This is a genomic window from Microbacterium sp. cf046 (genome assembly GCF_900114345.1).
GTDB lineage: Bacteria > Actinomycetota > Actinomycetes > Actinomycetales > Microbacteriaceae > Microbacterium.
In genome coordinates this window covers 394,261-414,193 of sequence record NZ_FOZJ01000002.1, presented here as the reverse complement: position 1 = coordinate 414,193, position 19,933 = coordinate 394,261, and the positions used below count along the sequence as shown (strand labels likewise).

Below are 19,933 nucleotides of genomic sequence, written 5' to 3'. Positions count from 1 at the left end.
CCGGTCGCGGCCTGGGGCGGGTCAGCCTTTGCGCCCGGCGGATGCCGCACGCTGACGGCGCACCGCGGCCCGCTGGATCGCGTCGCGCCGCTTCGCTTCGGCCTCGGGGAGCGTGCGCGCGAACGACAGCAGCACGCCCGACGCGACGAGCACCGACAGGAGCGACGTGCCGCCCTGCGACATGAACGGCAGCGGCACGCCCAGCACGGGGAACACGCGCAGCACGACGCCGATGTTGATGAGCGCCTGACCGACGATCCAGACCGTGATGGCTCCCGAGACGATCCGAACGAACGGGTCGTCGGTCTTGCGGATCACGTGGAACGCGCCGACCGCGAACAGGGCGAACAGCGCGAGCACCACGGCGCATCCGATCAGGCCGAGCTCCTCGCCGACGATCGCGAAGATGTAGTCGTTGGCCGCCGCGGGCAGCCAGTCGTACTTCTCCTTGGAGTTGCCCAGCCCCAGGCCGAAGACACCGCCGCCGGCGAGTCCCCAGATGCCGTGCAGCGGCTGGTAGCAGCTGTTGAAGTAGTCGGCCAGGCAGTCGGCGTCCAGGAAGCTCATGATGCGCCGCATCCGGTCGGGGCTGGTCACCGCGAGGCCTGCGACCACCGCGGCCGAGACCAGCAGCGGCAGGATGAAGATGCGCAGCTTCACACCCGAGAAGAACAGCGCCCCGAGCAGGATCAGCACGAGGATCATGGCTGTGCCGAGGTCGTGACCCGCCAGGACAGTCGCGATCACCAGCGCGCCGACCGGCACGACAGGGATGAACACGTGCCGCCACAGACCCAGCAGCGTCTGCTTGCGGAACAGGACGTAGCCCATCCACAGCGCCAGGCCGAGCTTCAGGAACTCGGCGGGCTGGAACTGGAACCCGCCGATCATGATCCAGTTGCGGTTTCCGTTCGCCTCGACCCCGAGGCCGGGGACGAAGACGAGCAGCTGGAACAGCACCGCGCCGATCAGCGCGGGCCACGCGGCGCGCTTCCAGAAGCTGATCGGCAGCCGGCTCGCGACGAACATCAGCGGGATGCCGATCACGGCGAACACGGCCTGCTTGATGACCGCCTCGTACGGAGGCTCGCCCGCGGCCGTGGCCGTGGCCGACGTCGCCGAGAGGACCATCACGAGGCCGAACCCGGTCAGCAGGAGCGCGGTGGACGCGATGAAAAGGAACTCGCTGGGCACCGGCGCGAAGACGCGGCCGAGCGAGACCCGCGCGGCGAGACCGCGACGTGGCTTGGGGTCAGGGGCGATCGCCTGGGGACGGGTCCGCGGCGGGGTCTGGGTCGTGTTCGCCACCGGTCCCCCTCCCGATCCGCTCTCGCACCGCGGCGGCGAATCGCCGGCCGCGATCGGCGTAGGAGGTGAACTGGTCGAAGGATGCCGCGGCGGGGGCGAGCAGTACCACGTCCCCGTCACGCGCGATCCCGGCCGCCAGCTCGACAACCCGTGCCATGACCTCTTCAGTCTCATCGGCGTCCACCTCGAACACCGGGACTGCGGGCGCGTGTCGCGAGAACGCCGCGACCACCGCGTCCCGGTCGACGCCGATGACGATGGCCGCTTTCACGCTGCCACCCCGCGAGGCGACGAGATCGGAGATGTCGACGCCCTTCAGCAGCCCGCCCACGACCCAGACGGCGCCCGGGTACGCGGCCAGCGACGAGGCCGCCGCGTGCGGGTTCGTTGCCTTCGAGTCGTCGACCCAGGTGATGCCGCCGGCGATCTCGATCACCTCGATCCGGTGCGGATCGAGACGGAACCCGCGCAGTGCGTCGCGGATCGCCGTGGGGGTCACATCGACGGAGCGAGCCAGCGCGCTCGCGGCGAGGACGTTCGCGACCATGTGCGGCGCCGCGAGTCCCTGCGCGGCGAGCTCGGCCACCGTCGTCAGCTCGAGCGCGCTCGTGCGACGGTCTTCGAGGAAGGCGCGATCGACCAGGATGCCGTCCACCACGCCCAGGTCGCTCGGCCCCGGCACTCCCAGATCGAACCCGATCGCGCGGGCTCCGTCGACGACCTCGGCGTCCTCGACCATCTCGCGGGTCGCGGCATCCGCCTTGTTGTAGATGCACGCGACGCGCGTGTTGTCGTAGACGTGCGCCTTCGCATCGCGGTACGCCTCGAAGGAGCCGTGCCACTCGAGGTGGTCGTCGGCGAGGTTCAGGCACACGCTCGCGAGCGGTGAGAGCCGGTCGGGTCCGCTCTGCAGGCCGAGATACCAGAGCTGGTGACTCGACAGCTCCACGACGAGGACGTCGAAGCCCTCCGGATCCCGCACGGCGTCGAGCACCGGCGTGCCGATGTTGCCGACCGGCACGGCACGAAGGCCGCCCTCGACCATCATGGTCGCCGCCAGCCTGGTCGTCGTTGTCTTGCCGTTGGTTCCGGTGATGAGCGCCCAGTCCGCCGGGGTGCCGTCGGCGCGGACGACCTTGTCGCGCACCCGCCAGGCGAGTTCGACGTCGCCCCACACCGCGATGCCGGCATCCTGCGCCCACACGATCACCGCGTGAGACGGCGCGAAGCCGGGCGAGGCGATCACGACTTCGGGTGCGAACCCGCCCAGGTCCTCCGGCACGCTCGAGAGCGGTCCGATCCACGACCGCACGCCGATCACCGGCAGGAGTCGCTCGTACTCCGGATCCGCCGACTCGGAGTAGACGACCACGTCCGCGCCGAGTTCGGCGAGGGTGTCGGCGACGGCGAAGCCGGTGACGGAGAGCCCGAGCACGGCGACACGCAGCCCTTTCCAGTCGGCGTGCCAGCTCGTCAACCCGTCGAGGCGAGCATCGCTCATGTGCGCGAGAGCCATTCGACGTAGAAGAAGCCGATGCCCGAGACGGCCAGGAGTCCGGCGATGATCCACATGCGCACGACGATCGTGATCTCCGACCAGCCGCGCATCTCGAGGTGGTGGTGGAAGGGGCTCATCAGGAACAGGCGTTTGCCGCGGGTGAGCTTGAAGTAGAGGCGCTGCAGGATCACCGAGCCGGGGCCGATGACGTAGACGCCGGCGACGAGCACCGCGAGCAGCTCGGTGCGCGTGAGGATCGCCATCGCGGCGATGACGCCGCCGATGGCCATCGAGCCCACATCGCCCATGAAGACCTGCGCCTTCGGCGCGTTCCACCAGAGGAAGCCCACCAATGCGCCGATGAACGCGGCCGAGACGATCGCCAGGTCGAACGGATCCCTCGTGTCGTAGCAGGCGGGCTGCAGCGCCGGCGCGAGGTCGCCACCCCCCGCGCATGCCTGGTTGAACTGCCAGAACGCGATGAGGCTGTAGGCGCCCACGACGAAGATCGCGGCGCCCGCGGCCAGACCGTCGAGGCCGTCCGTGACGTTCGTGCTGTTGGAGAAGGCGACCCCGATGAAGGAGACCCACGCCAGGTAGAGGAGCCAGCCGATGATGGGTCCGAGCGCCATGAACGACAGCATCGGCACATCCCGGAAGACCGAGATGTAGGGCGAGGCCGGGGTCTGGCTCCAGGCGTTCGGGAAGTTCAGGGCCACGATGCCGAACGGCACGGCCACGAGGATCTGGCCGACGATCTTGCGCCACCCGCTGAGCCCGAGGCTGCGCTGGCTTCGCACCTTCATGTAGTCGTCGATGAAGCCGACGGCGCCGAAGCCGACCATCATCCACACGACCAGCCAGCCCGAGATCGTCGGTGGATTGTTCCCCGTGAAGGCACCCGCGAGATATCCGACGATCGTGCCGACGATGAAGATCGTGCCGCCCATCGTGGGCGTGCCGCGCTTCTCCTCGTGGCTCGGGTTGTGCACGCTCTCGGGCGTGCGGATGACCTGACCCCAGCCCCATCTGCGGAAGAGCCGCAGGAAGACGGGCGTGAGGAAGAGCGTGAATGCCAGCGAGATCGCCGCCGCCGTCAGAAGTGATCTCACGAGAAGGATTCTCCCAGACGATCGCCCAGGAACCGCAGACCCGCCGAGTTGGATGACTTCACGAGCACGCGGTCACCGTCGCGCAGCTCGCCGAGCAGGTATTCGTAGGCCTCGTCGGCGGTCGCGAAGAAGATCGCCTCCGCGTCCCACGAGCCCTGGGCGACGGCCTCGAGGTACATGCGACGCGCGGCGGGGCCGACGATGACGATGCGCTGGATGCCGAGCCGCACCGCGAGCAGGCCGACGCGATCGTGCTCCTCGTCGGCGTACTCGCCGAGCTCGCTCATGGCGCCCAGCACCGCTACGGTGCGCTCGCCCGGACCGGTGATCTGGGCGAGGGTGCGCAGGGCGGCGGCCATCGAATCGGGGCTCGCGTTGTACGCGTCGTTGATGATCCGCACCCGCTCCGACCCGAGGGGCTGCATGCGCCACCGCTCGGCGAGCTCGACCGTCTCCAGCCGGGCGACGCAATCCTGGAGCGACACGCCCAGAGCCGTCGCCGTGGCGATCGCCGCGAGCGCGTTCATCACGTGGTGCTCGCCGAGGACGCGCAGGTGCAGTGCCGCCGAGACGGCATCGCCCGAGCCCTCCGCCACGGTCACGACGCAGCGCGTCCCGTCCGCCGTGACCTCGACCTCGTCCGCGCGGACGTCTGCGCCGGCGCCGCGGCCGAACCACCGCACCGACACTCCCCGCTCAGCGGCGATCGGCGCCATCGCGGCGACACGGGGATCGTCGAGGTTGAGCACCGTCAGACCGCCGGGACGGACCGCGCGCACGAGCTCCGACTTGGCCTGGAACGTCGCATCGATCCCGCCGAATCCACCGGCGTGCGCCATGCCGACCATGAGCACGACGCCGACGTCGGGTTCGACCAGCCCTGCGAGCCGCGCGATCTCGCCGGGGGCACTCGCTCCGAACTCGCTCACCAGGAACCGGGTGGTGTCCGTGACACGGAGCATCGTGAGAGGCGCCCCGACCTCGTTGTTGAAGGACGCGCGGGCGGCGACCGTCTCGCCTTCGTCCTCCAGGATCCGGGCGAGCAGGTTCTTGGTGGTGGTCTTGCCGTTGGACCCGGTGATTCCGACGATCCGGAGGTCTCCGGCATCCCGCACCCGCCCGACGACGTGGCGGGCCAGATCTGCGAGAGCGGCGATCGCGTCCGCGACGACGACCTGCGTGACGGATGCCGCGACCACGCGCTCGACGATCGCCACGGTCGCGCCGCCCGCGACCGCCGCGTCGACGAACAGGTGCCCGTCAGTCACCTCGCCGGGCTTGGCGACGAAGATCCCGCCGGGCTGCATCAGGCGCGAGTCGGTGTCCACGCCGCCGCTGACCACGGTGTCGGGGGTGTCGCCGGGGGCGAGATGCAGGCGTCCGTCGAGGACGTCGGCGAGCTGAGCGAGGGTGAGCGCGATCATCGATTCTCCGGCCGGATCAGACGCTGCTGCGGCGTCGGCAGGGATCAGCCGAACTTCGGAAGCAGCGTCGGCGCCGTCGTCGTGGGCATCACCCGGTACGTCTTGAGCACCTGGGTCATGGCCTTCTGGAACGCCGGTGCGTTGGCCGAAGACGAGGTTACCTTAGTGGGCTCGTCGAGCGTCACGGCGACCAGGTACTGCGGGTTCTCGGCGGGCGCGAACCCGATCATGGTCGTGAAGTAGACCCCCGCCTTGTAGCCGCCGTGGCCGTCGGACTTCTCACCGGTACCGGTCTTGGTCGCCAGCCGGTAGCCGGGGATCTGGATCTGCTCCGCGTAGCTGGCCTGCATCGCGACGTTCTCGAGGATCTGGCGCATCTCGGCGGACGTCTCGCCGCTGATCACCTGCGTCGGCTCGGGAAGCGTCGGAGTGACCACCGTGCCGTCCGCCTTCGTGCACGACTCCACCAGCGACAGCGGCATCCGCAGTCCTCCGTTGGCGATCGCGTCGTACGCGCCCATGAGCTCCGGCACGGTCGTGGTGACGCCCTGCCCGAACGAGGTGTTGTACAGCTGCTGGTTGTCCCACTGATCGACCGGGTACAGCAGTCCCTGCGACTCGCCCTCGAAGTCGACCGCGCTGCCGGTGCCGATGCCGAACTTCTGCAGGTAGTCGAAGCGCGTCTGCGCACTGACCTTCTCGCTGAACTTCGAGATGCCGGCGTTGGACGAGTCGATGAGCACGCCGGCCAGCGTGTACGCGTACGCATCGTGCTGGAACGCGTCGCGCACCCGCGCACCGTTCGGGAAGGTCTCGCTGCTGGAGGCGATCACCGTCGAGGAGAGATCCTGACCGCCTGCGTCCAGCACGATCGAGCCGGTCAGCGCCTTGAAGGTCGAGCCGGGCTCGAAGGTGTCGAGGAAGATGTGGCTGTTGCGGTTCGACGGCTCCGAGGCGTCCACGTCGTTCGGGTCCATCGACGGGTATTCGGCCGCCGCACGGATCTTGCCGGTCGCGACCTCGACGACGGTGATCGTTCCGCGCTGTGCCGCCATGTCCTGTACCTGCTCGGCGATCAGCTGCTGCAGGTACCACTGCAGGTCGCGGTTGATCGTGAGCTGCAGGGTGCCGCCGTTGACCGCAGGCTGCTGCACCTCGGTTCCGGGGATGACGACGCCGTCCTTCCCTTTCTGGAACGACAGGGTGCCGTTGGTCGCGAGCAGGCAGTCGTTCTGGCTCTGCTCGATGCCCGCCAGCGCTTCGCCGTCCATCCCCATGAATCCGACGAGGTTGCCCGCGACGGCTCCGTCCGGATAGGTCCGGGCCGGGTGCGCGTCGAACGTCAGGAACGGCGCGCCGATGTCGACGAGCGCGCGGTACTGCTCGGTGGTGAGGCCGCGCTTGAGGTACGCGAACTGCGAGTCGGGGTCGTCCGCGAGCGCGTCCGCGACGATCTTCTGCACCTCGTCGGAGGTCTGCCCCGTGATCGCGCCGATCTCGGCGGCGACATCCTTCCACGGCACCGCGACGCGCTTGCCGTCCTCGTCCTCGCGCGTGAGCGGACCGACGTTCTTCGGGTCCAGCACGCCGTCGTAGAGCAGGATGCTGCCCGCCAGCGTCTGCCCGGTCTCGTCGACGATCTCTCCCCGCGTGCCGTAGAGCGTCCGCGAGGCGCCGAGGGCGACCTGCATCGAGTCGGCGATGTGGTCGTCGGCGTTGACGATCTGGATGTCCACCAGGCGGACGATGAACCCGGCCAGCACCGCGAGCACGACGGCGAGGGCGACCACTGTGCGACGGCGAGGGCTGCGCGTGCTTCTGGTGGTCATGTACTCAGTGTGTGCTCGGGGTGGGCAGTCCGTCGGTGAGCGGCGGCGGTGTGTTCGCGACTCCTCCGTCGGTCACCGCGACGTCGGTCTCGACCGGCGCCCCCTCGATCGTGGCGTCCGGCGCGGTGACGAGCGGCGTGTCGGTGATCAGCGCGTTAGGCACCGACGCACGGCCGATCGCGTCGACCGAGGACGCGCCCAGCGCCGCCTGGCCAGCACCGAGCAGCGCGCCGTCGCTCAGGCGCAGATAGCTCGGCGACTCGTCGATCACCATGCCGAGCGCCGACGCGTTCGCCGCGAGGTACTGCGGCGAGCTCAGCCCGGCGACGTCGTCGTACAGGATCTGCTTCTGCCAGGTGAGCTGCCGCGCCTCCTGGTTCAACGTGGACAGCTCGTACGAGCTCTGCGTCGTGAGGATCGACAGGGCCATCTGCGCGGCGCCGATCGTGAGGGCGCCGACCAGCGCCACGATGCCGTAGATCAGCTTCGGCCGACGCCGGCGCGAGGGCTCTTCGACGACGCGGAGGCGCCTGCCCGGGGCGCCCTTCCGCTCCGCTCCGACACCGGCGACCGCAGACGTGCCCTGCGCGACGGCGCTCATGCGGCTGACCTCAGTCGCTCGGCTGCGCGCAGGCGCACCGGCGTCGCACGCGGATTGCGGGCGCGCTCCTCGTCGGAGGCGAGCTCGGCGCCCTTCACCAGAAGACGGAACCGAGGCGCATGCTCCGGCAGTTCGACCGGGAGGCCCGCGGGGGATGTGGATGCCGACGCCTCGGCGAGCGCCCGCTTGACGAGACGGTCTTCGAGCGACTGGTACGCCATGACCACGATGCGACCACCGACGGGGATGACCTCGAGCGCCGCCGGGATCGCGCGCTCGAGCACCGCGAGCTCCCCGTTGACCTCGATGCGCAGCGCCTGGAACACGCGCTTGGCCGGGTGACCCGTGCGCTGCGCCGCGTACGGCGTCGCCGCGACGAGGATCTCGACCAGCTGCCCCGATCGCTCGATCGGCTCGGTCTCGCGCGCCTTGATGATGGCCCGGGCATACCGCCCCGCCAGCTTCTCCTCGCCGTAGCGCTCGAAGATGCGGCGGAGCTCGCCCTCGCTGTAGGTCGCCAGGACGTACGAGGCCATCGGGCCGGTCGTCTGATCCATGCGCATGTCCAGCGGCGCGTCCTGGGAGTAGGCGAAGCCGCGCTCGGCGACATCGAGCTGCAGAGAGGAGACGCCCAGGTCGAAGAGGATGCCGTCTGCTGCCTCGAAGCCGGCCGACTCGAGGGCCGCCTCGATTCCGTCGTAGACGGTGTGCACGAGGGTGATGCGGTCTTCGAATCTGGCGAGGCGCTCGGCCGCGATCTCCAACGCGTCCTTGTCGCGGTCAAGGCCCACCAGGTGGATGCCGGGGAATCGCTCCAGGAACGCTTCGGAGTGCCCGCCCATGCCGAGCGTGGCGTCGACGAACACCGCACCGTCGCGTTCGAGGGAGGGGGCGAGCAGCTCGATGCAGCGGTCGAGCAGCACGGGAGTGTGGATGTCGCGCAGTCCCATGGTGTGCGGGATCCCGGTCCCCAGATCCTGATCCCCATCCGCTCTGACCTGGCACCGGGGAAGTGTGTCAGGGGCGTGAGCGGCTGGGAGTCAGGGTCGGGGGCTCAGAACAGGCCCGGGATCACCTCCTGCTCGAGCTCGGCGTAGCTGGACTCGTTGCCCTCGGCGTAGGAGTTCCAGGAGTCGGCGTTCCAGATCTCGGCGTGCGCGCCGACGCCGGTGACGACGAGGTCCTTCTCCAGCCCGGCATACGTGCGCAGGGAGGGCGGGATCGTGATGCGGTTCTGGCTGTCGGGCTTCTCGGCGCTCGCGCCGGAGAGGAACATGCGCAGGAAGTCGCGGGCCTGCTTGTTCGAGAGCGGCGTCTCACGGATGCGTTCGTGGATGCGCTCGAACTCGTCGGAGCTGAACACGTACAGGCAGCGTTCCTGACCACGTGTGACGACGATGCCTGCCCCCAGGTCTTCGCGGAATTTCGCGGGGAGGATGACGCGGCCCTTGTCGTCGAGCTTGGGAGTGTGCGTGCCCAAAAGCATTGCCACCACCCCCTTCGTCCGGCCCCCGCGGGATGCTCACCACTTTACTCCACTTTCCTCCACTTTGTCACCCATTCGTGACCCGACGAACCCATCCCGCTCCCCGGGACGCCGAACAGACCTCCACGCGGGCAAAAGAAAAGCACCGACCCGAAGGTCGGTGCTGAGGTGGTGCGGTCAGTATGGCCGGCGGGTCATTGCCCTTCTTGCCGACGATCCCAACGGTCGTTCATCCGATCCATGAATGAGGAGTTGGTCCGCTGCTTCGCCGCCCGCGGGGCTGCGTCCACAGGACCACGCGGGATGCCGCGCGTCGGGGTGACCGCGAGGATCACGCCGCCGAGCATCACGACGAAGCCGATGACGCCGACGACGATGAGCTGGGTCGACACTCCGACGATGAGGGCGCCGAGGCCGACGAGCACGAGGATCGTGCCGTAGACGATGTTGCGGTAGCTCAGCGTGCGACCGTCGGTGGGCGCGCTGACCACATCTGCGTCATTGCGCATGAGATGGCGTTCCATCTCGTCGAGCAGACGCTGCTCCTGTTCGGAGAGTGGCATGCATCCCCCTCTGCTTGCTCGGACGCATCGATTGTACGCGTGCCGTCGATCACTAGGCTAGGCCCGTGTCACCCTCTCCGGATGCTGTTGAAGCGGTTTCTCAGCGTCTGGACATCTTCCTCGCGGCTCAGGAGGTCGCAGCAGCCGATCTCGGACCCGAGGCCCAGCTCCTCGTGGAGGCCGGAGCGACCGCGCTCGGCGGCGGAAAGCGGCTTCGCGGACGGTTCTGCATCGCCGGGTGGAGGGCAGTGGAGGACGCCTCGCGCAAGGCAGGTTCGCCGCCTGCCGAGGTGCTCGCCGCGGCCGCCGCGCTCGAGGTGTTCCATGCCGCCGCGCTGGTGCACGACGACGTGATCGACAACTCCGACACCCGGCGCGGACGCCCCGCCGCCCATCGCGCCCTCGAAGCGATGCACCGCGATCGCGGATGGGCCGGGGACGCGGCGGCGTTCGGGCGATCGGGCGCGGTGCTGCTGGGCGATCTCCTGGTGGCATGGAGCGACGACCTCATCGAAGAGGGGCTCGCCGCGGCATCCCCCTCCCGCGCGTCGGTGGCGCGCACCGAGTACGCGACGATGCGCCGCGAGGTGACGATCGGCCAGTTCCTCGACATCGCCGAGGAGTCCGCCTACGTCAGCGAGCCCGACGACAGGCACGCCGAGCGGGCACTGCGGGTGGCCTCGCTCAAGTCCGCGCGCTACAGCATCCAGCAGCCTCTCGCGATCGGCGCCGCCCTGGCTGGAGCGGACGATTCCCAGCAGGCTGCGCTGGCGGCATTCGGGCACCCGGTCGGCATGGCCTTCCAACTGCGCGACGACGTGCTCGGCGTCTTCGGCGACGAGGCGGCGACCGGCAAGCCGTCCGGGGACGATCTGCGCGAGGGCAAGCGCACCGTGCTGATCGCGTACGCGCGCGAGCGCCTGGCTGCGCCGGCCCGGCGGATCGTCGACGAGCTCGTCGGCGATCCCGAGCTGGATGCCGCGCAGATCGCCTCGCTGCAGCGCACGATCATCGAGACCGGCGCACTCGAGCGAGTCGAGCAGCTGATCTCGGATTACTCCCGCGAGGCCGAGCGCGCGCTCTCCGGCGCGCGGCTGGACAACGCGGCGGTGAGCGAACTGCGCGAGCTCGCACGTGCGGCCACCGTACGCACGACGTGAGTCGAGGGCGCTGATCTAGCCGAGGGACTGCGCCACGCGGCGCACTTCACTCTTGCGACCGGCGCGGAGCGCCTCGATCGGAGGGATGCCGATCGAATCCTCCGAGGTGAGCAGCCAGTCGATCGCCTCATCGTCCGTGAACCCGGCGTCGTGCAGGACGTAGAGCGTTCCCCGCAGCGAGCCGATGGGCTCGCCGTCGAGGATGAACACGGCCGGCACCTTCAGCACACCGTCACGGCGGGAGCCGACGAGCTGGAACTCGTCCAGCAGCCGACGGACCCGGCCCAGCGGTTCGCCGAGCACCTCCGTCAGGTCGGCAAGCGTGAGCCAATCGGTCTCGATCTGCGGCGTGGCATCAGCGGTCACGAATTCACTATCTCATCCCGGCCGCACTCCCCGGCACCCTCGATTCGATCAGGCACGAACCACATTCGTCACACTGGTCACGTTAGTCACATCTGTCACGCTGGTTGACACGAATTGACTTCCGTGACACGGTTTGCTGAGTCCACAGAGGGGGGATCCTTTGCGACCCGACACCTGTTCACTCCGCCAGCCCGCCCGGCGCGCGGCCGGCGCCGGGGTGCCCGTCGCTCTTGTCGGCTCGCTCGCGATCCTGATGAGCGCCTCCCCCGCCGGTGCGGCGGAGCCCACGAGGTCCGGCGAGCACAAGGCGCCCCGCGTCCTGGCCGCTCTCGACGGATCACGGGGCACTCCCTCGTCCGTGCGCGTGCCCGCGGCCGCCGCCCCGGACACGTACACCGTGCAGGCCGGCGACACCATCTCGGCGATCGCCTCGCGGCACGGGCTGCGCACGGTCGACGTGCTGGCCATCAACGGCCTGGACTGGTCCTCGATCATCTATCCCGGCCAGGTGCTGCGCCTTGCCGCCGCACCTGCGGCCGCCGCCCCGCCTGCCGAGACGCCCGCCGCTGCCGGTGCGTATGTCGTTCAGGCGGGAGACACGATCAGCGCGATCGCGGACCGCCACGGCGTTTCGATCCCAGCAGTCTTCGCGGCCAACGGCCTCGACTGGTCCTCGATCATCTATCCGGGGCAGACCCTGGCCATTGCGGGTGGGACCACCGCCGCCCCGCCCGCCGCCGCCGAGCCGGCGCCGACGCCTGCACCACCGGCATCCGTCCCGCCTGCCGGTTCGTACGTCGTGCAGGCCGGTGACACGATCAGCGCGATCGCCCACCTGCACGGACTGAGCACGCAGGCGCTCCTCGACGCGAACGGACTCACGGGTTCGTCGATCATCTTCCCGGACCAAACGATCACGATCCCTTCGGCGGCCCTCGTCCTGGTCGCCGTCGCTGCACCGGCCGCATCCACGTCGCTCGATGCGGAGCAGATCGCCAACGCGCAGCTCATCATCGGCGTCGGCCGCGAGCTCGGCGTCTCCGACCGCGGCATCGCGATCGCGCTCGGCACCGCGATGCAGGAGTCGTGGCTGCGCAACCTCGACTGGGGCGACCGCGACTCGCTCGGCCTCTTCCAGCAGCGACCGAGCACGGGATGGGGTACGCCGGAGGAGGTCAGCGATCCGGTGCGCGCCGCGCGGGCCTTCTACGGCGGCCCATCCGACCCCAACGGCTCCACCACCAGGGGCCTGCTGGACATCCCGGGCTGGGAGAGCCTGTCGTTCGCCGACGCGGCCCAGGCCGTGCAGATCTCGGCCTACCCCGACCGTTATGCGCAGTGGGAGCAGCCCGCCTACGCGTGGCTCGCAGCCCACGGGTGAGCGCCCGGAGGCGCCGCCGTGCGCTCAGCCAGGGGTGAGCCGCTCCGCAGGCTCGCAGGAACCCGTCCGTAGACTCGAAACGTGAGCACGAGTCAGCAGGCCGACCCGCTGATCGGACGTCTGGTCGACGGCCGATACCGGGTCCGCGCGCGCATCGCGCGCGGCGGCATGGCGACTGTATACGTGGCCACCGACCTCCGCCTCGAGCGACGGATCGCCCTGAAGGTGATGCACGGCCATCTGAGCGATGACACCGTGTTCCAGAGCAGGTTCGTGCAGGAGGCCCGCGCCGCGGCGCGATTGGCCGACCCGCACGTCGTCAACGTGTTCGACCAGGGTCAGGACGGCGACATGGCGTACCTCGTCATGGAGTACCTGCCCGGCATCACGCTGCGCGAACTCCTTCGCGAGCAGCGCCGCCTGACGGTGCCGCAGACGGTCACGATCATGGATGCGATGCTCTCCGGGCTCGCCGCCGCCCATCGCGCGGGCATCGTGCACCGCGACGTGAAGCCCGAGAACGTGCTGCTGGCCGAGGACGGCCGCATCAAGATCGGCGACTTCGGCCTCGCCCGCGCGACGACCGCGAACACCGCGACCGGAGCGCAGCTGCTCGGAACGATCGCGTATCTCGCCCCGGAGCTGGTCACCCGAGGCCTGGCCGACGCCCGCAGCGACATCTACTCGCTCGGGATCATGCTGTACGAGATGCTCGTCGGCGAGCAGCCCTACAAGGGCGAGCAGCCGATGCAGATCGCCTTCCAGCACGCCACGGACTCGGTCCCGCGGCCGAGCGTGAAGAACCCGGGCGTCCCCGAGCAGCTCGACGAGCTCGTGCTGTGGGCGACCGAGAAGAACCCCGATGACCGGCCCACCGATGCCCAGGTGATGCTCGAACGCCTCCGCGAGATCGAGCGCGAGCTCGGCATCGCTCCGCAGGTCGCGCGGACGCTGTCCGCGGGCATCATCCGCGACGAGATCGAGGGCGATTCCGGCGACCTGACGCAGGTGCTCCCGACGACCATGACCGGGCCGACGACGGCGGTGGACGACGTCGACAACGCCACGCGCCTGCGCGCCGCCACCAAGCGCCGGTCCGCCCGCGGCGCATGGCTGTTCGCTCTGGTCATCCTGCTCGCCGCGCTGGCTGCAGGCGCCGGCTGGTGGTTCGGCACCGGCCCCGGATCACTCGTCGCTGTGCCCGACGTGTCGAACCGCAGCTTCGCCGAGGCCTCGCAGATCCTGACCGGCGAGTCGCTGCAGCCCGTCCAGCAGGACGTGTACGACATCGATGTGGCCGCGGGCCTCGTGGTCGGCACCGACCCTCCGGCGGGATCCCGCCTCGACAAGGCCGCGACGATCCAGGTGCTCGTCTCGCTGGGCCCCCAGCCCCGCGAGGTGCAGGCACTCGGCGGCACCACTGCGGCCGATGCCCGCGGCATCCTGCTCGCCCTGAACCTCCAGGTCGCGGATCCGGATCAGGAGTACTTCACGGATGCCGCGGAGGGCACGGTCATCTCCGTGTCGGTCGCGCCGCGCGCCGGGGGTGACGCGGTCGACTGCACCGCGGGCTGCACCGCGCTCGAGGGCGACACTGCGACCCTCTCGGTCTCGGCAGGACCCCTGCCCGACGTCTTCGGGCAGAGTGTCGAGGGCGCGACCGCCCTGCTCGCCGAGAAGGACCTCTCGGTGGCCGGGACGTTCGAGGAGTACCGCGACGACCTCGCCGCCGGACTCGTCGTCTACATCGCCGAGCGCGACGGCGGCGGCAGCTTCCAGCCCGGTGAGAGCGTCACGCTGTCCGTCTCGAAGGGACCCGAGCCGGTCGAGGTTCCCGACGTGGTGGGCCAGACCGTGGGCGAGGCCGCCGACGCGCTGCGCGCTGCGGGCTTCGAGGTGAGCGTCCCCGGCCTGCTCGAGCTGTTCTGGGACATCTACCGCGTCACGACCATCGACCCCGCCGCCGGCACTCTGCTGGCTCCCGGCTCGACGGTGACGGTGACCGGCTTCGGCCTCTGACCCCTAGGGCGCGGGAAGCGCCCAGAAGACAACGGATCAGCGCTTGTCGAGCTCCTCGGCCACCAGGAAGGCCAGCTCCAGACTCTGCATGTGGTTCAGGCGCGGATCGCACAGGCTCTCGTAGCGGGTCGCCAGGGTCGCCTCGTCGATCATCTCGGAGCCGCCGAGGCACTCGGTGACGTCGTCCCCGGTCAGCTCCACGTGGATGCCGCCCGGGTGCGTGCCGACCGCGCGGTGAGCGTCGAAGAACCCGCGCACCTCGTCCACGACATCGTCGAAGCGCCGCGTCTTGTACCCCGTCGGGGTCGTGATCCCGTTGCCGTGCATCGGGTCGCTGACCCACAGCGGGAGCGCACCGGAGTCGCGCACGGCCTCCAGCAGCGGCGGCAGCGCGTCGCGGATCTTGCCAGCGCCCATGCGCGTGATGAAGGTCAGACGGCCGGGCTCGCGCTCGGGGTCGAGCTTGTCGATCAGCTGCAGCGCGGCCTCGGGAGTGGTCGTGGGTCCGAGCTTCACGCCGATCGGATTGCGGATCTTCGAGAAGTAGTCGATGTGCGCGCCGTCGAGGTCGCGCGTGCGCTCCCCGATCCAGAGGAAGTGCGCCGACGTGTTGTACGGCGTGCCGGTGCGCGAGTCGATGCGCGTCATCGGGCGCTCGTAGTCCATCAGCAGGCCCTCATGGCCGGTGTAGAACTCGACGCGCTTCAGCTCGTCGAAGTCGGCGCCTGCCGCCTCCATGAACTTGATGGCGCGGTCGATGTCATGAGCGAGACGCTCGTACGCCTGATTGGCCGGGTTCTCGGCGAAGCCCTTGTTCCAGCTGTGCACCTCGCGCAGGTCGGCGAAGCCACCCTGGGTGAACGCGCGGATCAGATTGATCGTCGAAGCGGCCGTGTGGTAGCCCTTGAGCAGCCGGGCGGGATCGGCTCGACGCGACCCCTCGGTGAAGTCGAACCCGTTGACGATGTCGCCCCGGTACGCCGGCAGCGTGACATCGCCGCGCGTCTCGGTGTCGCTCGAGCGCGGCTTGGCGAACTGCCCGGCCATCCGCCCCATCTTCACGATCGGCATCGAGGCGCCGTATGTCAGCACCACCGCCATCTGCAGCACCGTCTTGATGCGGTTGCGGATCTGCTCGGCAGTCGCGCCGGCGAAGGTCTCGGCGCAGTCGCCGCCCTGCAGGAGGAAGGCACGACCGGATGCCGCACGCGCCAGCTGATCGCGGAGGTTGTCGACCTCGCCCGCGAAGACCAGCGGAGGCAGCGTCGCGATCTCGGCGGACACCGCTGCAACAGCATCCGCGTCATACCAGACGGGCTGCTGCTTGATGGGCAGGGTCCGCCAGTGGTCGAGTGCGTCAAGCTGCTGGAGCATCCGCTCAGTCTATCGGCGCGGGGAGAGGCCCCGGTCGCCGTGACGGCGGGCACGGGCGCCATGACAGGGGGCGGCGGTTCCCTCCAGGCCGGCGGTGACTCCAGCCGCCGACTGCCCGCGCCGCGCTCTTAGGAGGCCGGTGAGGCGGGCAGCCGGTTCTTGACCGTGGAGGCGTACACGTCGTCGTACGTCTGCTCGCCGAGTCGCTGCAGAGCGACCATGATCTCGTCGGTGACCGACCGGAGGATGTACCGGTCGCCCTCCATGCCGGCGAAGCGGGAGAAGTCCAGCGGCTCGCCGATTACGACGCCCACACGCCCCACTCGCGGGACGGTGCGCCCGATCGGCATCACGACATCGGTGTCGACCATCACCACGGGGATGACCGGCACATGCGCCTCCAGGGCCATGCGCGCGAGGCCGGTCCGACCGCGGTACAGCCTCCCGTCCGGGCTGCGGGTGCCCTCGGGGTAGATGCCGAGCAGGTCGCCGCGACCGAGGACCTGCAGGCCTGTGTTCAGCGACGCCTCGGAGGCCTTGCCACCGGTCCGGTCGATCGGGATCTGCCCGGTCGCCTTCATGAACATCCGGGTCGCCCAGCCTTTGAGGCCCTTGCCGGTGAAGTAGTCGCTCTTGGCGAGGAACGACATCGGCCGGTCGATCATGAGCGGCAGGAAGATCGAATCCGACACCGACAGGTGGTTGCTCGCCAGAATCGCGGCGCCCTCGACTGGGACGTTCCGGCGACCCACGATCCATGGGCGGAAGATCGCCTTCACGAGCGGCCCGATCACGATGTACTTCATCAGCCAGTAGAACATCGCTAACCGCTCCCTGCGCTCGCTGCCGCGGGCATCGCGAGGTCCGCCGCGCCGATGAGCCCGGCGTCGTTGCCGAGCTCGGCGATCGCGAACTGCGCGATCGGGCGATCGCCGTAGCCGGGGAGCGAGGTCTCGTACGCGATCCGGACAGGGCCGAGCAGGTCTTCGCCGAGCTGGGCGACTCCGCCGCCGATCACGAACAGCTCGGGGTCGAGCACCGCCTGGAACCCGCCGCACGCCTCGCCGAGCGCCGTCGCCACTCGCCGCAGCGCCTCCACGGCGCCCGGGTCGCCCGCGAGCACGAGGCGCGAGACGGCGGGGCCGCTCAGGGTGCCCTTCTGGGCGCGGGCCTCGGCGAGCCGGTCGCCGATGCCACCGGCATCCGCGATCGAGTTCGCCTCGCGCTGGAGCGCACGACCCGATGCATACTGCTCCAGGCATCCGTTCTGCCCGCAGCCGCACGGCAGGCCGTCGCGGATGAAGCGGATGTGGCCGAGCTCGCCGGCGATGCCGTGGCCGCCGCGGTAGAGCGCCCCGCTCGCGATCACCGCACCGCCCACGCCCGTGCCCATCGTCAGCATGACCATGTCGTCGACGTCGCGGCCGGCGCCGAATCGGAACTCCGCCCAGCCGGCGGCGTTCGCATCGTTCTCGATCGTGACGGGAACGTCGATGCGCGCCTCGAGGATCGCCTTGAGCGGCTCGTCGCGCCAGGCGATGTTCGGAGCATGGATGACGTTCGCGCGGTCGCGGTCGATGAAGCCCGCCGCGGCCACCCCGACCGCGGAGACTTCGTGTGCGGACCCGAGATGCCGTGCCATGTCGACGACGGCATCGGCCAGGTGACGGGTGTCGACCGGCGTCTCCACGCGCAGCTTCTCGACGATGCGCCCCGCAGGGTCGACGACTCCCCCGGCGATCTTGGTTCCGCCGATGTCGATACCGACCTTGAGCACGGCACTCCCTCTCCGGCCCCGCGGTGCCGCGGGCGTCCGCCGGCGCGGGGGGCGACGGCGCTTTGCAGTTTAGTGGCCGGGCGGCGTCCACACCCTCGGGTTTCGCGCGAGCGCCTCGGATACACTCGAAGCAGATCCACCCGAGTACGCGACCGGTACCGAAGGAGTTGCCGTGGTTCAATTCGAAGTGCCCGCGATCGTCCCCGCCGATCCGCAGGCGAACATCACCGACCTCCTGGTCGACCGAGTCAAGGCGACGCCGCAATTGGCGCTGTTCGCCGTGCCGGACGGCGACGGATGGCGCGACATCACCGCGGCCGAGTTCCAGACGCAGGTCATCGCCCTGGCGAAGGGACTCGCGGCAGCGGGCATCGAGCCCGGCGACAAGGTCGCGTTCATCGCCCGGACGACATATGACTGGACCCTGGTCGATTTCGCGCTGTTCTTCGCGGGCGCGGTCATGGTGCCGATCTACGAGACGAGCTCCCCCGCGCAGATCGCGTGGAACCTCACCGACTCGGGAGCGATCGCCTGCATCGCCGAGTCGCCCGACCACGCCGCGCGCATCGACGAGATCCGCGCCGAGGTCCCCCTCATCCGCTCGGTATGGGAGATGCACCGCGGCGACCTCGACAAGCTCGTCGCCGAGGGCAAGGACGTGACGGATGCCGAGATCGAGCGGCGCCGCAACCTCGCGGTCGGCTCCGACATCGCCACGCTCATCTACACGTCGGGATCCACCGGCCGGCCGAAGGGCTGCGTGCTGACGCACAGCAACTTCGTCGAGCTCATCCGCAACTCGTCCAAGGCGCTGAGCGAGGTCGTCGAGACCCCCGGCGCATCGACGCTGCTGTTCATCACGACCGCGCACATCTTCGCGCGCTTCATCTCGATCCTCGACATCCACGCGGGCGTCAAGACGGGCCACCAGCCCGACACCAAGCAGCTCCTGCCGGCGCTCGGATCCTTCAAGCCGACGTTCCTGCTCGCGGTCCCCCGCGTGTTCGAGAAGGTCTACAACTCGGCCGAGCAGAAGGCCGAGGCCGGAGGCAAGGGCAAGATCTTCCGCTCCGCGGCGCACACGGCGATCGAGCACTCCACGCTGCTGCAGGACGGCAAGAAGATCCCGTTCGGCATGAAGATCAAGTTCGCGCTGTTCGACCGGCTCGTCTACAGCAAGCTGCGCACCGCGATGGGCGGCAACGTGGTGTACGCGGTGTCGGGCTCGGCACCCCTCGGCCCGCGCCTCGGGCACTTCTTTCACAGCCTCGGCGTCACGATCCTCGAGGGCTACGGCCTCACCGAGACGACAGCGCCGGCGACGGTCAACCTCGCCACGAAGTCGAAGATCGGCACCGTCGGACCCGCCCTGCCGGGGGTCGGGGTCCGGCTGGCCGATGACGGCGAGATCCAGGTGCGCGGCATCAACGTCTTCAAGGAGTACTGGCGCAACGCCGAGGCGACCGCCGCGACGTTCGACGGCGACTGGTTCAAGACAGGCGACATCGGCGCGTTCGACTCGGAGGGCTTCCTCACGATCACCGGCCGGAAGAAGGAGATCATCGTCACGGCCGGCGGCAAGAACGTCGCGCCGGCCGCGCTCGAGGACCCGATCCGCGCCAACCCGATCGTCGGTCAGGTCGTCGTGGTCGGCGATCAGAAGCCGTTCATCTCGGCCCTGATCACGCTCGACAGCGAGATGCTCCCGACCTGGCTGGGCAATAACAACCTGCCCACCGACATGTCGCTGACGGATGCGTCGGCCAATCCGGCGGTCCGCGCCGAGGTGCAGCGCGCGATCGACGCTGCGAACGCCAACGTCTCGCGTGCCGAGTCGATCCGCAAGTTCACGATCCTCACGACCGAGTGGAGCGAGGCGAGTGGTCACTTGACGCCGAAGATGAGCATCAAGCGCAACGTCATCATGGACGACTACGCCGACGAGATCTCTGCGCTGTACAACGTGCCGGTGACGACGACGAACGTGTCGCTCGGCTGATCAGACCCTCGATCGGCTCGGTCGTTGAGCGAGCCC

At 69.5% G+C, this 19,933-nt stretch carries 17 protein-coding genes; 4 read left to right on the top strand and 13 right to left on the bottom strand.

Translation table 11 applies throughout. The features are described from left to right. Nucleotides 1-21: 21 nt before the first annotated feature. The 9 genes from ftsW to BM349_RS08095 form a co-directional block, all read right to left on the bottom strand. The gene (ftsW, locus tag BM349_RS08135) at nucleotides 22-1,263 is read right to left on the bottom strand and encodes a putative lipid II flippase FtsW (RefSeq protein ID WP_091707201.1); all 1,242 of its coding nucleotides are present in this window, start codon (nucleotides 1,261-1,263) and stop codon (nucleotides 22-24) included. Next, a complete protein-coding gene (gene murD, locus BM349_RS08130) occupies nucleotides 1,253-2,809 on the bottom strand; it encodes a UDP-N-acetylmuramoyl-L-alanine--D-glutamate ligase (protein ID WP_175525248.1) in 1,557 nt (518 codons plus the stop codon). Before murD ends, ftsW begins: the two co-directional genes overlap by 11 nt. Beyond that, nucleotides 2,806-3,918: a phospho-N-acetylmuramoyl-pentapeptide-transferase gene (gene mraY, locus BM349_RS08125; protein WP_091705973.1), complete on the bottom strand. Its 1,113-nt coding sequence runs from the start codon at nucleotides 3,916-3,918 to the stop codon at nucleotides 2,806-2,808. Before mraY ends, murD begins: the two co-directional genes overlap by 4 nt. Next, nucleotides 3,915-5,342 (bottom strand): UDP-N-acetylmuramoyl-tripeptide--D-alanyl-D-alanine ligase, encoded by a 1,428-nt coding sequence (murF, locus tag BM349_RS08120; protein WP_091705970.1) that lies wholly within the window; start codon nucleotides 5,340-5,342, stop codon nucleotides 3,915-3,917. Before murF ends, mraY begins: the two co-directional genes overlap by 4 nt. Before the next feature lie 44 nt (nucleotides 5,343-5,386). Next, entirely contained in the window at nucleotides 5,387-7,171 is a 1,785-nt protein-coding gene (locus BM349_RS08115; RefSeq protein WP_091705967.1) for a peptidoglycan D,D-transpeptidase FtsI family protein, read from the bottom strand. Between the two features lie 4 nt (nucleotides 7,172-7,175). Continuing rightward, nucleotides 7,176-7,772, bottom strand: coding sequence for a cell division protein FtsL (locus tag BM349_RS08110; protein WP_091705965.1), 597 nt, complete (start codon nucleotides 7,770-7,772; stop codon nucleotides 7,176-7,178). Then, on the bottom strand, nucleotides 7,769-8,722 hold the full coding sequence (gene rsmH / locus BM349_RS08105) for a 16S rRNA (cytosine(1402)-N(4))-methyltransferase RsmH (RefSeq protein ID WP_091705962.1): 954 nt from the start codon (nucleotides 8,720-8,722) through the stop codon (nucleotides 7,769-7,771). Before rsmH ends, BM349_RS08110 begins: the two co-directional genes overlap by 4 nt. Nucleotides 8,723-8,826: 104 nt before the next feature. Next, nucleotides 8,827-9,258, bottom strand: coding sequence for a division/cell wall cluster transcriptional repressor MraZ (mraZ, locus tag BM349_RS08100; protein ID WP_091705959.1), 432 nt, complete (start codon nucleotides 9,256-9,258; stop codon nucleotides 8,827-8,829). A gap of 194 nt (nucleotides 9,259-9,452) precedes the next feature. Beyond that, nucleotides 9,453-9,821, bottom strand: a complete 369-nt coding sequence (locus BM349_RS08095; protein ID WP_091705956.1) for a DUF3040 domain-containing protein — start codon at nucleotides 9,819-9,821, stop codon at nucleotides 9,453-9,455. A 65-nt stretch (nucleotides 9,822-9,886) separates the two neighbouring features. Here BM349_RS08095 and BM349_RS08090 point away from each other — a divergent pair, with 65 nt between their 5' ends. Then, a complete protein-coding gene (locus BM349_RS08090) occupies nucleotides 9,887-10,981 on the top strand; it encodes a polyprenyl synthetase family protein (protein ID WP_091705953.1) in 1,095 nt (364 codons plus the stop codon). A gap of 15 nt (nucleotides 10,982-10,996) precedes the next feature. On the opposite strand, the gene BM349_RS08085 is transcribed toward BM349_RS08090, so the two are convergent. Beyond that, entirely contained in the window at nucleotides 10,997-11,347 is a 351-nt protein-coding gene (locus BM349_RS08085) for an Rv2175c family DNA-binding protein (RefSeq protein ID WP_254773790.1), read from the bottom strand. Nucleotides 11,348-11,564: 217 nt separating this feature from the next. Here BM349_RS08085 and BM349_RS08080 point away from each other — a divergent pair, with 217 nt between their 5' ends. Then, nucleotides 11,565-12,728 (top strand): LysM peptidoglycan-binding domain-containing protein, encoded by a 1,164-nt coding sequence (locus tag BM349_RS08080; RefSeq protein ID WP_254773789.1) that lies wholly within the window; start codon nucleotides 11,565-11,567, stop codon nucleotides 12,726-12,728. A gap of 81 nt (nucleotides 12,729-12,809) precedes the next feature. Continuing rightward, nucleotides 12,810-14,747 carry a Stk1 family PASTA domain-containing Ser/Thr kinase gene (gene pknB / locus BM349_RS08075; protein WP_091705949.1) on the top strand — a complete coding sequence of 646 codons (1,938 nt, stop codon included), beginning with the start codon at nucleotides 12,810-12,812 and terminating at the stop codon, nucleotides 14,745-14,747. 36 nt (nucleotides 14,748-14,783) lie between these two features. Here pknB and BM349_RS08070 read toward each other — a convergent pair whose 3' ends face one another. The 3 genes from BM349_RS08070 to BM349_RS08060 all read right to left on the bottom strand — a co-directional run bounded on the left by BM349_RS08070 (nucleotide 14,784) and on the right by BM349_RS08060 (nucleotide 17,898). Beyond that, nucleotides 14,784-16,121, bottom strand: a complete 1,338-nt coding sequence (locus BM349_RS08070) for a class II 3-deoxy-7-phosphoheptulonate synthase (RefSeq protein ID WP_091705946.1) — start codon at nucleotides 16,119-16,121, stop codon at nucleotides 14,784-14,786. 128 nt (nucleotides 16,122-16,249) lie between these two features. Then, nucleotides 16,250-16,942 (bottom strand): lysophospholipid acyltransferase family protein, encoded by a 693-nt coding sequence (locus BM349_RS08065; RefSeq protein WP_091705944.1) that lies wholly within the window; start codon nucleotides 16,940-16,942, stop codon nucleotides 16,250-16,252. A gap of 2 nt (nucleotides 16,943-16,944) precedes the next feature. Further along, nucleotides 16,945-17,898: an ROK family glucokinase gene (locus BM349_RS08060; RefSeq protein ID WP_091705942.1), complete on the bottom strand. Its 954-nt coding sequence runs from the start codon at nucleotides 17,896-17,898 to the stop codon at nucleotides 16,945-16,947. A gap of 172 nt (nucleotides 17,899-18,070) precedes the next feature. Here BM349_RS08060 and BM349_RS08055 point away from each other — a divergent pair, with 172 nt between their 5' ends. Beyond that, nucleotides 18,071-19,897 (top strand): AMP-dependent synthetase/ligase, encoded by a 1,827-nt coding sequence (locus BM349_RS08055; RefSeq protein ID WP_091705939.1) that lies wholly within the window; start codon nucleotides 18,071-18,073, stop codon nucleotides 19,895-19,897. Nucleotides 19,898-19,933 lie beyond the last annotated feature (36 nt).